Annotated in this window: 11 protein-coding genes and 1 tRNA gene; 9 read left to right on the forward strand and 3 right to left on the reverse strand. The window is 59.0% G+C overall.

All coding sequences use genetic code 11. The features are described from left to right. Positions 1–43: 43 nt before the first annotated feature. Together ychF and M0534_RS12760 are read left to right on the forward strand one after the other, a co-directional pair. A complete protein-coding gene (ychF, locus tag M0534_RS12755) occupies positions 44–1,135 on the forward strand; it encodes a redox-regulated ATPase YchF (protein WP_248568823.1) in 1,092 nt (363 codons plus the stop codon). Positions 1,136–1,615: 480 nt separating this feature from the next. After that, positions 1,616–1,692 (forward strand) — tRNA-Met (locus tag M0534_RS12760). 59 nt (positions 1,693–1,751) lie between these two features. Here the strand turns inward: M0534_RS12760 and M0534_RS12765 are convergent. Continuing rightward, the gene (locus M0534_RS12765) at positions 1,752–2,936 is read right to left on the reverse strand and encodes a thiolase family protein (protein ID WP_248568824.1); all 1,185 of its coding nucleotides are present in this window, start codon (positions 2,934–2,936) and stop codon (positions 1,752–1,754) included. 433 nt (positions 2,937–3,369) lie between these two features. After that, positions 3,370–3,660, reverse strand: a complete 291-nt coding sequence (locus M0534_RS12770) for a sll1863 family stress response protein (RefSeq protein ID WP_248568825.1) — start codon at positions 3,658–3,660, stop codon at positions 3,370–3,372. A gap of 131 nt (positions 3,661–3,791) precedes the next feature. On the opposite strand from M0534_RS12770, the gene M0534_RS12775 reads away from it, so the two are divergent. Together M0534_RS12775 and M0534_RS12780 are read left to right on the forward strand one after the other, a co-directional pair. Further along, positions 3,792–4,214 carry a CBS domain-containing protein gene (locus tag M0534_RS12775; protein WP_248568826.1) on the forward strand — a complete coding sequence of 141 codons (423 nt, stop codon included), beginning with the start codon at positions 3,792–3,794 and terminating at the stop codon, positions 4,212–4,214. Beyond that, complete coding sequence (locus M0534_RS12780) at positions 4,198–5,490, forward strand: GspE/PulE family protein (protein ID WP_248568827.1); 1,293 nt, start codon at positions 4,198–4,200, stop codon at positions 5,488–5,490. The genes M0534_RS12775 and M0534_RS12780 overlap by 17 nt, the downstream gene beginning before the upstream one ends. A gap of 144 nt (positions 5,491–5,634) precedes the next feature. Here the strand turns inward: M0534_RS12780 and M0534_RS12785 are convergent, their stop codons facing one another. Next, positions 5,635–6,075: a MaoC family dehydratase gene (locus M0534_RS12785; protein WP_248568828.1), complete on the reverse strand. Its 441-nt coding sequence runs from the start codon at positions 6,073–6,075 to the stop codon at positions 5,635–5,637. 1,245 nt (positions 6,076–7,320) lie between these two features. Here M0534_RS12785 and ribB point away from each other — a divergent pair. The 5 genes from ribB (at position 7,321) to M0534_RS12810 (ending at position 12,684) form a co-directional block, all read left to right on the forward strand. Further along, positions 7,321–8,406: a 3,4-dihydroxy-2-butanone-4-phosphate synthase gene (gene ribB / locus M0534_RS12790; protein WP_248568829.1), complete on the forward strand. Its 1,086-nt coding sequence runs from the start codon at positions 7,321–7,323 to the stop codon at positions 8,404–8,406. Then, a complete protein-coding gene (locus M0534_RS12795; RefSeq protein WP_248568830.1) occupies positions 8,403–8,816 on the forward strand; it encodes a riboflavin kinase in 414 nt (137 codons plus the stop codon). Before ribB ends, M0534_RS12795 begins: the two co-directional genes overlap by 4 nt. A 186-nt stretch (positions 8,817–9,002) precedes the next feature. After that, complete coding sequence (locus M0534_RS12800; RefSeq protein WP_248568831.1) at positions 9,003–10,460, forward strand: LLM class flavin-dependent oxidoreductase; 1,458 nt, start codon at positions 9,003–9,005, stop codon at positions 10,458–10,460. Between the two features lie 80 nt (positions 10,461–10,540). Continuing rightward, on the forward strand, positions 10,541–11,176 hold the full coding sequence (locus M0534_RS12805; RefSeq protein ID WP_248568832.1) for a TetR/AcrR family transcriptional regulator: 636 nt from the start codon (positions 10,541–10,543) through the stop codon (positions 11,174–11,176). Between the two features lie 296 nt (positions 11,177–11,472). Continuing rightward, on the forward strand, positions 11,473–12,684 hold the full coding sequence (locus M0534_RS12810; protein WP_248568833.1) for an MFS transporter: 1,212 nt from the start codon (positions 11,473–11,475) through the stop codon (positions 12,682–12,684). The last annotated feature ends 286 nt before the right edge of the window (positions 12,685–12,970 follow it).

Consider the following 12,970-nt stretch of genomic DNA (forward strand, 5'->3'; position numbering starts at 1 on the left):
CTAAAACGTTAAACGTTAAACCTCGAAAACAAAGCGAGGACCTATGGGCTTCAAATGCGGCATTGTCGGCTTGCCGAACGTGGGCAAGTCGACGCTTTTCAATGCGCTGACGCAAAACGAGATTCCGGCCGAGAACTATCCGTTCTGCACCATCGATCCGAATGTCGGCATCGTTGCAATGCCGGATCCGCGGCTGGATCAACTGGCGGCTATCGTCAAGCCGCAGAACGTGGTGCCGACGACCATGGAGTTCGTCGATATCGCGGGGCTGGTGGCCGGTGCCTCGAAAGGCGAGGGGCTGGGCAACCAGTTCCTGGCCAATATCCGCGAGACGGATGCCATCGCCCATGTGGTGCGCTGTTTCGAGGACGATGACGTGCACCACGTGGCCGGACATATCGATCCGCTGTCGGACATCGAGGTGATCAACACCGAGCTGATGCTGGCCGACCTGGAGACCACCGAAAAGGCGCATCAACGGGTCGAACGGCAGGCCAAGTCCGGCGACAAGGAGGCGGTGGCCCGGCGGGACCTCTATGCGCGGGTCCGCGATCACCTGGCCGACGGTCGGCCGGCGCGCACGCTGGAACTGGACGAGGAAAAGCGGAAGCTGCTGCGCGAGCTGCATCTGCTGACCGTGAAACCGGTGCTGTATGTGGCCAATGTCACCGAGGATGGCTTCGATAACAATCCCCTGCTCGACAAGGTCCGCGAACTGGCCGCCGACGAGGGCGCTAACGTGGTTGCACTCTGCGCCGCCATCGAGGCCGAGATCGCCGTTCTGGACGATGCCGAAAAGCGCGAGTTCCTGGCGGAATACGGTCTTGAAGAACCGGGGCTGAACCGCCTGATTCGCGCCGGCTATGATCTGCTCGGCCTGCAGACCTATTTCACCGCCGGCGAGAAGGAGGTCCGCGCCTGGACCATCCTCAAGGGCGACACCGCACCGAAGGCGGCCGGTCGCATCCACACCGATTTCGAACGCGGCTTTATCCGCGCCGCGGTCATCGGCTTCGACGACTTCATCAAATACAACGGCGAGGCCGGCGCCAAGGACGCCGGACGGCTGCGACTGGAAGGCAAGGACTACGTCGTCCAGGAAGGCGACGTGATTCACTTCCGGTTTAATGTGTAGCCCGGCGCCTTGCGCCGGGAGTTTTCAGGTGAGCAGTTTTCAGTGTTCAGACAGGGCGGCGCCGGGACACCGTCGGGTACTCAGGCCGCCCGCGTAGGGTGGAACAAGCGAAGCGGTTCCACGCGGAAGCACGGCCGTTCGGACATGTAACCCAGCGCTCGGCGCCGGGAGTTTTCAGGTGAGCAGTTTTTAGTGTTCAGACAGTGCGGCGCCGAGACACCATCGGGCCCTCAGGCTGCCCGCGTAGGGTGGAACAAGCGAAGCGGTTCCACGCGGAAGCACGGCCGTTCGGACATGTAACCCGGCGCTTTGCACCGAGAGTTTTCGGGTGAGCAGTTTTCGGTGTTCAGACAGGGCCGGGCAGTGATCGAGCCATCTCGGAGTGGTCTTGCACTGTCTGAACACTATCCTCACCGCCCGCCGTCTTGACTTGACCCGGCCTACCCCGGACAATCCTGCGCTCTGCAGGAATCGATCAATGGCTACGTAGCTCAGTTGGTTAGAGCATCGCACTCATAATGCGAGGGTCGGTAGTTCGAATCTACCCGTAGCCACCACCTCCCCGCGCGTTCTCCGTCTGCCCGTACAGATGGTCAGCCGTTTCCGATTTCCGTTGTCAGAGCCGTTCCAACGCCAGCGCGATGCCCTGGCCGCCGCCGATGCACAGGGTCACGATCCCGCGTCGTTCGCCGTTGCGCTGCATGGCGTGCAGCAGACGTGTGGTGAGCACGGCGCCGGTCGCGCCGATGGGGTGACCGTGTGCGATGGCGCCACCTTCCGGATTAACGATGTCCGGGTCCATGCCCAGTTCGCGCAGACAGGCGAGGGCGATGGCCGCGAAGGCTTCATTGATTTCCACGCGGTCGATATCAGCCAGTGACCAGCCGGCACGCTGCATGGCCTGCTGAACGGCCGGCACTGGACCAATGCCGAAGTAATCCGGATCGACGCCGCTGATGCCGAAGGCAACAAGCCGTGCCATCGGGCTCAACCCGTGCGACTCGGCGAAGGCGCTGTCGGCGACGATCATCGCTGCCGCGCCGGAATTCAACCCCGGGGCATTGCCCGCGGTGATCGTTCCGTCCTTCCGGAACGCCGGACGAAGACCGGCCAGTGATTCCTCGGTGACATCTCCCCGGTTGTGCTCGTCCCGCTGGAACAGGGTCGCACCCTTGCGGCCCTGCAGTTCGATCGGAACGATTTCGGCATCGAAGTGCCCGGCTTCCTGGGCACGGGAGAATTGCTGCTGTGAGCGGGCTGCCCAGCGATCCTGGTCCTGCCGCGAGATGGCATGGCGGCTGACCAGGTCCTCGGTATGCCAGCCGGCATGTTTCTGGCTGAAGGCGTCATTCAGGCCGTCCATCAGCATGCTGTCAAACAGGCTGGTGTCACCCATTCGTGCGCCCCAGCGGCCCTGCGCCATCAGATATGGCGCCTGGTCCATGTTTTCCATGCCGCCCGCAACGGTGCAGTCGGTCATGCCGCTCCAGATCTCGAGCGCCGCGCTGACAATGGCCTGGGCACCCGAGCCACAGACGCGGTTGACGGTGAGTGCCGGAACCTCGACCGGCAGGCCGCCGGAGACGGCCGCCACGCGCGCCGGGTTCATTCGGTTGCCGGCCTGGATCACGTTGCCCATGATGACCGACTGCACGGCGTCGCCGGACAGTCCCGCCCGTCGCAGGGTCTCGCCAATGACCGTCGCGCCCAGCGTGGTGGCGGGTGTGCCCTTGAGGGAGCCGCCGTAGGTACCGATCGCGGTACGAACCGGATGGCAGAGGAGAGCGTCGCGCTGTGTCATGGTCCGTGTGTCCTTGATTGCCAATGAAATGAACGCAAGCAGGCCGATACGTCGTTGACCGACGGAGCGGCCACCGTACGTTGCCGGATGACCAGATCCGGTCCCGCGCGGATGCGTTGGAGTCCGCATTTTTCCGAGGCAAGGCGCGCTGCGCACGAATCGTAGGGTGCATTAAGCGCAGCGAATGCACGCGGTGTGATCCGTTACCATGGTGCCAAGCCGCGCTCGGTCACCGCCGCCGCCAATACCTTTCCCGGCCCTGGTTTGTCCGAACACCTTCCTTGTCCGAAAACCTTTGTTGTCGCTTAGCCGATCACACCGCGTGGGTCCGCTTCGCTTGACCCACCCTACGCTTCTACGGAACCGGCACTGCGCCCTGTCAGATGACCCAGACCGGTCCCGCGCGCAGACGCGGCAATAAATCACTGTTTCCCTAGGAGCGGAACCGATCCATTGCGTCGCGGAAGGCCTGGTTCATGTCATCCCAGGCCTCTTCCATGCCCTTACGGACGCGTTCCCAGGAGTCCTCGCTGGCCCGCTGCAATTCCTTCAGTTGGGCCTCCGCCTCGTCGCGCCGGGCGCGCAGCTTCTTCAACTGCTGCTCGTAATTCGTCTGCATGTCGGCGCTGGCCTGACGCGATTTTGCCTCCAGCTTGTTGAGTTCTGCATTCCATTCGTCCAGCTTCGCCTTCATCTTTTCCACGTAGGCATCACGATCGCTCATCAACGGATCTCCCTGTCACGGTGTGATTGCCCTTTCAGAGTAGATCATCGGGGTGGGGCGCGGAGATCCTGCGGCCAACGCGTTACACTCTCCAGCAAATCAGGGAATCAAAGACTTTCCGGAGCAAGCGCATGTATGCATTCGTCCACTGCCGGGTTTCCGACTACATGAGTCGCAAGCCGAAAACCGTGACCGCGGAGACGCGCCTGGGGGATGCCCAGGCGATTTTCGAGGAGCACCGCTTCAACGGCATGCCCGTGGTGGACGACAGGGGCGGCATGCTGGGTATGCTGACCAAGATGGATGTGCTGTCCGCGTTCACGCTTGAGCCGGGCAGCATCATCCCGCCATACGCGGAAATCATGGATTACAAGGTTGGCACGGTGATGAGCCGCGATGTGGTCAGTGTACCGCCTGATGCCCATCTCACGCGCGTGCTGCAGCGGCTGGTCAATCTGGGTGTGAAAAGCTTCCCGGTAATCGAGGGCCGCACCGTGGTGGGAATGATCGCCCGCGAGGACGTGTTGCGCGCCTTGCGTGAAACCACGCGATAACGCCGTCAAGGGCGGCAGGGATGTGACCATGGATGCCGAGGCCCTTGCCGCCCGCAATTACCCCGAGCTCGCCCGGCAGCTGAGCCGTGCCCAGGCGGAACGCCGCGAGGACGACGAGGTTTTCGAGGTCGAGAACCTGCTGGAGGATGCGGTCGCCGCCCGCGCCTCGGACTTGCACCTGGATCCGCGTGAAATCGGCTGGATGCTGCGCATGCGGATCGATGGTGCGATCGTCAACGTCCTGCCGGTCGACGCGGGCCCCGGTCTGCGGCTGATCAATCAGCTCAAGACCATGGCCGGACTCGACCCGGTTGCCACCTTGCGGCCGGAGGAGGGGCGTTTCAGCTACCGGCTGGACGAGATCGACCTGGATGTGCGGCTGACCCTGGTTCCCTGCCTCAACGGCGAAAAACTCGCGATCCGCGTGCTCCGGCCGATGGGAACCTGGCATACCCTGGACGACCTGGGCTTCCCGCAAACCGAGACCGACATCCTGGAGAACTGGCTGGATGCGCCGGTGGGCATGCTACTGGTGACCGGGCCCACCGGGGTCGGCAAGACCACCACGCTGTACACCCTGCTGCACCACATGCGGTATTCCTCGCGGCACATCGTCACGCTGGAGGATCCGGTGGAATACGACATCGACGGTATCAACCAGATTGCCGTCAACAATCAGGTCGGCCTGTCCTTTGCCGAGGGCACGCGCTCGCTGCTGCGGCTGGATCCGGACTGCCTGATGGTGGGTGAAATCCGCGACCAGGTTTCCGCCCGCGCCGCCGGCGACGTGGCGGCCACCGGCCGGACGCTGATGGGCAGCCTGCACAGCCGCGACGCGGTCGCCGCCATCACCGTAATGCGCAAGTTTGGCCTGGACGATGTGGAAATCGCCTCCAACCAGGAGATCGTTGTCTCACAGCGCCTGGTGCGCCGACTGTGCCCGCATTGCCGGGAGTCGACGCCGATCGGCGCGGTGGATCGACGCTATCTGGAACGCCTGGACCGCGCGCAGCCGGAAACCGTCTGGCATGCGCCGGGCTGCGCCGCCTGTTCCGGGCTCGGTTATCTGGGCCGGACCGCCGTGTTCGAGGCCTGGTCGCTCGGGGTGGAGGATCATGGCCTGATCCTGGAGGGTGCGCCGGAACAGGCCCTGCGCAAGCATCTGGCGAATCGCGGTCATGCCTCGTTGCTGGACAACGGCCTGCGGATGGCGGCGGAGGGTGTCACCACGCTGGGGGAATTGCGCCAGGCCGGCCTCGGCATGCGAGGGCAATGAAATCTTGTGGAGCTTCGCACTGCTTCGGAAAAATGCGGAGTCCGCCGCAGCCGTGCGAATAAATCAGCGTTTCCCCGGATGAGGGAATGGATAACCTTGTTGCGATTTGCTTTTTGTAACTCCAATCATGTCAACGGCCATCGGCTATTTAAGGTCGACGGTGTAACAGGTGGCGGAGCCACGCAGGCATATCTCACCATTCTGGTTTTTCACGGCGACATCGAGGGTGCAGATTGGCTTGTCCCGACGCACCGATTTGACGACAACCTGCCCGGTTATCGTGTCTCCGATCCGGACCGGCAACAAGAACTCCAAGGTCATGTCCAGAAACACCGAGCCAGGGCCTGGTAAATCTTCGGCGACGATCGCGTTTAGAATGCCGGAAGTCACCCCACCCTGTACGACAAGGCCGCCGAACTTGGACTTGCGAGCAAGGACTTCATCGTAGTGAAGCGGGTTGCGATCGCCAGTGATTTCCGTGAAGAGCTCGATGTCGCGCATGCCGATGTCCTTTTGACGCTCAGCGTGCGCTCCTACCTCAGGCATTCCATACTGGGTTTTCGACCAGCCGTTAATGTCGGGCATTTCTCCTCCAGTTCAGCGTAACCTGCAGTTTCAAATATATCTAAATCTCAGCCCTCCATAGCAATTACCGGTTCGTTTCCTGTTTACGCCGGCGAGTAATTCGATTTCCCGAAGCTCTATCCTAGGAAAACCATCACACCGCTCCGGTAGAAAATCGATGCCGAGCTCCGAGGTGGCAAGGCCCGGAATCGATAGGTAGACCGTTCGGTACACTATAGCTGGCGCGCGGAGTCTGTCAATTTGGCCCTCGACTGATCTGCTGGGGTGAGAACGTCGATGCGCGACCGAGGTGTATGGCGCCTGGCTTCGCGGAAAGCAGTCTTCAGACGGCGGTCATTGGCGAGGAACCCGCGTTCCGGACAACCACATGGCGGCGGTTGCACAGGTGATGGAAAGGTTTCAACCCCCCCCCTGCCTTTCCATCAAGGCGGTCAGCCGCGGGCGTTCTTCCCGATTCTGAATAAGGCCTCCACGCTGCCCATGGGAGACCGTCCTCACTGCCGACAACGGTATCTGCGCCGGTCCCTCGTTCCGGCCAATGAATCACTGCCGGGAAATCCAAGCAAAACAGTTTCAAGGCAACCAGGCTGGCGACTCCGCGCCCCGCGAACTTGCGGTTTACAGGGCCCGATCAACGCCTTGCGCGTCGTTCACCGTCTCCCCGGAAGCTTGCAACTATCACATGCTGATGAAGCAGACCGGTCGGTCTATGTCTGTCGACATGGGGCCGCGCTCGGCCGGCCGCCCTGTCTTCCGACAAGGGTGGTGTTACAGATAATTAAAACTCAAAAACCATAGTAAAAACAATACGTAGGAGGTCATTTCTTGACCTTGGCAGCGTGTTCTTAAGCGGTGGCGGCGGCCGTTCATAAAGGGCTTGACGGCCATTGTCGGCTTTGCTAGGTTCGACTGAACGGTCGACACAAAAAATCAAACCGGTGGTGTTCGGCCCAACAAAAAATGAATCCGGTGCTGTTTGGCTCGAAGCGACCATGGCGCGCCCCAGCGAAGCAACGGGGTCCTGTCTCTCGCCGCTGAGCGAAACAATCAAAAAAGCGGCCACTAGAAGTGCTGCTGGAGGAGAAGAGAAATGTTTTTTGGGATCGGGTGTACCTGTGATGGGTGCGGTGCCATGTCCGTGGGGCGCCGCCTGAGTCCTCGCATAACGCGATTGCTGCGGCCGGCAAGCTTATCCGCTTCTCGATGATTGCGGGTAACCCCCGCGTTTTGTGACAGGAGTTAGTCATGACGCCCGATAAAGATCCATTCAGCTACATGTTGGTAGACCCCATCGAGGAAGTTCTCGATGCTGCGAGGCGCGGGGAGCCGGTCGTTTTAGTCGATAATGAGGATCGCGAAAACGAAGGCGATGTTGTTATCGCTGCCGAGTTTGCAACGCCGGAAGTTATTGCCCTTATGGCGCGACGCGCTAGCGGGTTGATCTGTCTTGCGTTGACCGAGTCCCGCGCAACGGACATCGGGCTTTCACGCTGTAACGACCTCAGTCGCCATTGTCCGAATCAGACCGCGTTTACCCAGTCCATTGATGCGAGTTATGGCGTTACCACGGGAATCTCGGCGGCTGACCGGGCGCACACCATCGCCGCGGCAATCGACCCTGATCAGGGCCCGGACAGTTTTTGCTCGCCTGGGCACCTGTTTCCCTTGCTTGCCCGGCGCGGAGGGGTTCTCGAGCGGCCTGGCCATACCGAAGCGGCGGTAGATATCGCGCGCCTCGCCGGCTTAACAGCCGCAGGGGTTATCTGCGAGATCATGCTCGATGACGGCAGTATGGCGCGCCTTCCGGATCTTGTCCGCTTCTGCGCGGAGCATGATCTGCGCCTCGGCACAATTGCGGATTTGGTCGACTGGCGGTTGCATCATGACCGTCTTGTGATTCGGCGGCATCAGCGCGGTCGTCATTTTACCTACGATGACCTGGTCTGCGGTGGTCGTCACGTCTTCTCGGTTCCCACTGAATTCAGCGGCCACGTTCCACTCGTGTTCGGCGGTATGCCGACGATTAGCGAAGTCCGTGCTGGCCCCCCTGGTGCCGCTTACTTGCAATTGTCTGAGGTTTTTGCACCGCAGCCGGGGCGAGCGCCAAGTGATGTCGCCGTTGCTATAGCGGCGCAGGTTCTGAGGGATGTTGGTATCGAGTCGGTGCTCGAGATCGATCCGTCGCAAAGGCTCGATCGCTTGCAACGCTATGGAATAGGGACTCGTTACGCCCAACAGCCCAATGCCCAACCCCCGTCGCAGGAAGGTGGCTCGGTGAATAGGCGGCGCCAGACGGCTGCCGCGGTCGATTCCACCGGGGGGCTGGTATGAACAACCGTCAAGTCCTTGACGTCATTCCGTCTTCGCCTGTCATGGGCCAGGTTCTTCACGGTCAAAAGGTGGGACGGAGGTTGGGGTTCCCGACGGCGAACCTGAGTCTTGCAGAGGCCGATGGGCCGCCTTTCGGGGTTTACGCTGTACTTGCCCGTGTGGGTGGGCACTGCTATGCCGCCAGTGCTTCCTGGGGCAGGCGGCCGCACTTCGATAATGGTAGACCGTTGCTTGAGGTGCATCTCCTTGACTTCGAGGGCGACCTTTACGGTTGTGATCTTGAGGTTGAGTTTGTAGCGAGGCTGCGCGGCGAGCAGATTTTTTCATCCACTGACGCGCTTATTGAGCAAATAGCGATAGATGTTCGTACCACGCGATCGATTCTGTCCAATATTGGCGCTTTTATGTAAAACCGAAAGTTGAATAAAGATGTTTTACCAACCGGCGAAAATTCGCATCTCGAAAAATCAGTCTTGTTCTCCCGCGGGGTTCAGGCGGATTTAGAGTTTTAGTGGGCGTTTTGCGAAATATGGTTTTGCCAAAAATTTAGCTGGCAAATTTCGCAATTATTAAGTTCGTATCCGAAGGAGGACGAAATGAGTAGTAAGAAACGAATCATCTTGAACGCGTTCGATATGACATGCGTTACGCACCAGGCAGCGGGTATGTGGCGGCACCCAAGGAGTCAAGCGGGCCGTTATAACGACCTCGATTACTGGACGAATATGGCGATCGAGCTTGAAAGGGGCCATTTCGACTGCCTGTTTATCGCCGATGTGGTTGGCGTCTACGACGTTTACCGGGGATCAGCTGAAATGTCGCTTAAGGACGCAGCCCAGGTTCCCGTCAACGATCCGTTCGGCGCGATCTCGGCCATGGCGGCAGTCACCAACCATGTTGGTTTTGGCGTTACTGCAGCGGTGACGTTCGAGCACCCGTATCTGCTCGCGCGTCGCATGTCGACCCTTGATCATCTGACCAAGGGGCGCGTCGCCTGGAACGTGGTCTCGTCATACCTCAACAGTGCTGCGGTCAACATGGGTATGGGTCAGCAAATGGCTCATGACAAGCGCTACGACTATGCCGACGAGTACATGGAAGTCATGTACAAGCTCTGGGAGGGGTCCTGGGAAGAAGGCGCCGTCAAGCGGGACCGTGAAGCAGGTGTGTTCACCGATGGCTCGAAAGTCCATCCGATCAAGCATGAAGGCGAGTTTTTCAACGTTCCGGGCTTCCATCTGTGCGAGCCGTCGCCGCAGCGTACGCCGGTGATCTTCCAGGCTGGTGCGTCTGGTCGGGGCCGCGAATTTGCCGCGCAGAATGCCGAAGGCATGTTTGTCCTGACCAACAGTCCCGAAGCGGCCGCACCGGTTACCGAGGATATCCGGCGGCGCGCGGTGGAAGCGGGGCGGTCAGCGGACTCGATCAAGATCTTCACCTTGCTCACCGTTATCACGGGTAAAGATGACGCAGCGGCCGAGGCGAAGTTCAACGAGTATCTCGAGTACGCCGCGCCGGAAGGGATGCTTGCCCTGTATGGCGGCTGGACCGGCATCGATTTCTCCCAGCTCGATCCTGATGCGCCGCTTGAGGCGGTGCCCAACGATTCGCTGCGCACGACCCTCGAATCCCTTGTGGACGCCAACGACGGTACCTCCTGGACTGTGCGTGACGTGGTCTGGCGTCGTTGCATCGGCGGCTTGGGGCCCTGTGTGGTCGGCGGACCGCAAAAGGTTGCCGACCTGCTCGAGCGCTGGGTGGACGTCGGTGGAATTGACGGCTTCAACCTGGCCTATGCCGTTACCCCCGATACGACCAGTGATTTCGTCGACTACATCGTTCCCGAGCTGATCCGCCGTGGCCGAGTTCAGACCGAGTACAAGCCCGGTACGTTCCGCGAGAAGCTGATTGGCAAGGGTCCTTACCTCGACGAGTCTCATCCCGGGGCGAAATGGCGCGAGCATTTCGTGGGCAAAGAAAGTGTTGCCACGAATACAAAACCCTCGGGTTTTGAAATCGACCTCGCTGAACTGAAAGACGGAACCAACGGGTGATCTGAAGTAGTTAAGCCCTTTTAATCGGGGACTTCACCGCCCTGTCCTGCCGGCCTTCTGATAACTGAAGGGAGATTATCATGGCGCAGAATGCTGACTGGACGGTGAAGTTCCCCGATCTTGGAGTGAATGTGAATCTTCCGCGAGAGACATCGGGCCAGAAACAACGAATCGAACGCGCAGCGGCTGAATTGTTTGCCCGGCACGGCTACGGATCGGTTGGTGTTGCCGAGTTGTGTGATGCGACCGGCATGGGGCGCGGAACCCTTTATTATCACATTAAGAACAAAGAGTGTGTTCTATTCAATATCGCTACTGGTTACATGCGCAGGCTTAACGAGGGCGCAGCACAAATTCTTGAAAAAGACCTTGAGCCAGAAACGGCCATTCGTGCATTAAGTCGGCTTTTTATGCGCGTTATGTTCGACGACCGGAATGAAATGACGGTGTGTTTTCGTGAGCTGCACTCCTGTACCCCGGAGAATCAGGTGGAGATACATGATTTGCATCGAGAATACCAGGACTTTTGGTTAAAAGTTATCCGGAAAGGGGTAGATCAAGGGCGGTTTCGCGAGATCTCAAAAGTGAAGCTAAAAGGACTCCTGGGGATGTATTTTTATAGCTTTCTTTGGGTCAATCCGTTCGGTTCGAATAGCGCCGACCAAATCGCCGAAGAGTTTTCACAGCTAGTTGTGTCGTCATTGTCCCGCCTATAGGCCTGTTTGACGCAATGGCGAAATAATTAACACGGAAAAATATTGCCCACGCGGCAAAATAGGTGCACCCGTGTTTCTTTAAGAATTCCGCGCTGCCTTTGCTGAAACCCCTACACGAGGCTTCATGCATTGACCGCGAGGCGCGCTCCAGCTAGACCGCGATAAAAAAAACAATAAGTGCGCATATAAAAACCTCGCTCTGCAATATTGATTGCTAGGGCAGCATTGAAGGAATGAGGTACTAGTTAATGCAGAACCGAGAAATAGTCGCTGAGTGCGGCGATCGGGACGTGGTCGTGGCTGAAGATGGTCGTTGGGCCGCGCTCGGGATAATATGTGCCGGCGTTATTTTATCAATGTCACCGTGGTTTTCAGCCACAGCCATCCTCCCGGAATTAATGACGCATTGGAGCGTTAGCGATGCAATGGGAGCATGGCTGACGAACGGTGTGCAATTAGGCTTCGTCATCGGCGCGCTCCTGGCCAGTATTACAGGGATTTTTGATATCGTTCGACCGCACCGCCTGATCGCAATATCAGCGCTACTCGCAGCCCTTTTAAACCTCGCCTTGCTGATTGCGCCCTCGGGCGAAATTGCCGTGGCACTTCGGGTCCTAACGGGTGTCGTCCTGGCCGGCGTATATCCGCCAGCAATGAAGTTGATTACCACATGGTTTGTACAGGGGCGCGGCCTGGCCTTGGGCTTGGTAATAGGTGCCTTAACCGTCGGTTCCGCTTTCCCGCATCTGATCCGTGCGCTGACACCGGGTGTGAACTGGCAGATCGTCGTTTTCGGCACGACGGCTATGAGTTTTATGGCCGCCTATCTGTTCCACGCCTTCGGGCGGGAAGGGCCGTTCTCATACCCGCGTGCGCCGTTCCATTTCGCGCAGATAGGAAAAATCCTGAAAGATCGCGGCGTGATGCTTGCGAACGTCGGGTACTTCGGTCACATGTGGGAACTTTATGCAATGTGGGGTTGGTTCCTGGCATTCTCCGGCGCCGTGCTCGCGGCGAATGGGATTGAAACCGAGTCGGGCGCTTCGTTGATAACCTTTGGCGTCATCGCCTGTGGGGTTGTCGGCTGTGTCGCTGGTGGTTGGTTGGCAGATCGCATTGGGCGTACAGGGACGACCGCACTCATGATGGGCGTCTCCGGGACCTGTGCCCTACTTATCGGCCTGACATTCAATGGCCCACTCTGGCTTTTCGTGTTGATTGCAGTGATTTGGGGAATTTCCGTGATTGGCGATTCCGCCCAGTTCTCGGCGGTCGTTACAGAGGTGGGCGATCGAAGCCTGGTCGGAACCGCATTGGCGTTTCAAATGGGTGTCGGTTTCGCACTCACCGTAGTGGCCATTCAATTGACGCCCTTGTTCGCGGAATGGGTCGGTGGATGGCAGTGGGCGTTCCTACTGCTTGTTCCAGGACCATTGATTGGAACAGTCGCGATGCTGATCCTCCGCCGGCTACCAGAGGCAGAAAGAATTGCACAAGGCCGTGGTTAGAAAGTGTTTTTGAACTCGGGCATTCCATTTCGTCGAGAAAGAAAAGGTTGAAACAGGTTGTTAAACGTTTAGAGAAACAGCGGAGGTATAGGTAGACCCGGTAAATTAGCACGCAGTCAAAGTCGGTTTCGAAAAACGGCGCTCGACCTATCTGGGAGCGTCTTTTCCAAGGGTTCGGATCAGTGTTCGGTTAATCACCTGGAAACCGGGCATAGGGGAGCTTTGTGTCATTAACCCTGCGGAGCCCGAAAAAGCACTCAAATATCCAGCTTAAAAAATACAGAAA

The organism is Methylonatrum kenyense (genome assembly GCF_023195885.1).
In the GTDB taxonomy this organism is placed as follows: Bacteria; Pseudomonadota; Gammaproteobacteria; order Nitrococcales; family Aquisalimonadaceae; genus Methylonatrum; species Methylonatrum kenyense.

What these genes read in the sequence shown, in the direction of transcription:
- ychF (WP_248568823.1), top strand. Translation starts at nt 44, where the DNA reads ATGGGCTTCAAATGCGGCATTGTCGGCTTGCCGAACGTGGGCAAGTCG.
- M0534_RS12800 (WP_248568831.1), top strand. Translation starts at nt 9,003, where the DNA reads ATGAGTAGTAAGAAACGAATCATCTTGAACGCGTTCGATATGACATGC.
- M0534_RS12795 (WP_248568830.1), top strand. Translation starts at nt 8,403, where the DNA reads ATGAACAACCGTCAAGTCCTTGACGTCATTCCGTCTTCGCCTGTCATG.
- ribB (WP_248568829.1), top strand. Translation starts at nt 7,321, where the DNA reads ATGACGCCCGATAAAGATCCATTCAGCTACATGTTGGTAGACCCCATC.
- M0534_RS12770 (WP_248568825.1), bottom strand. Translation starts at nt 3,660, where the DNA reads ATGAGCGATCGTGATGCCTACGTGGAAAAGATGAAGGCGAAGCTGGAC.
- M0534_RS12805 (WP_248568832.1), top strand. Translation starts at nt 10,541, where the DNA reads ATGGCGCAGAATGCTGACTGGACGGTGAAGTTCCCCGATCTTGGAGTG.
- M0534_RS12785 (WP_248568828.1), bottom strand. Translation starts at nt 6,075, where the DNA reads ATGCCCGACATTAACGGCTGGTCGAAAACCCAGTATGGAATGCCTGAG.
- M0534_RS12775 (WP_248568826.1), top strand. Translation starts at nt 3,792, where the DNA reads ATGTATGCATTCGTCCACTGCCGGGTTTCCGACTACATGAGTCGCAAG.
- M0534_RS12765 (WP_248568824.1), bottom strand. Translation starts at nt 2,936, where the DNA reads ATGACACAGCGCGACGCTCTCCTCTGCCATCCGGTTCGTACCGCGATC.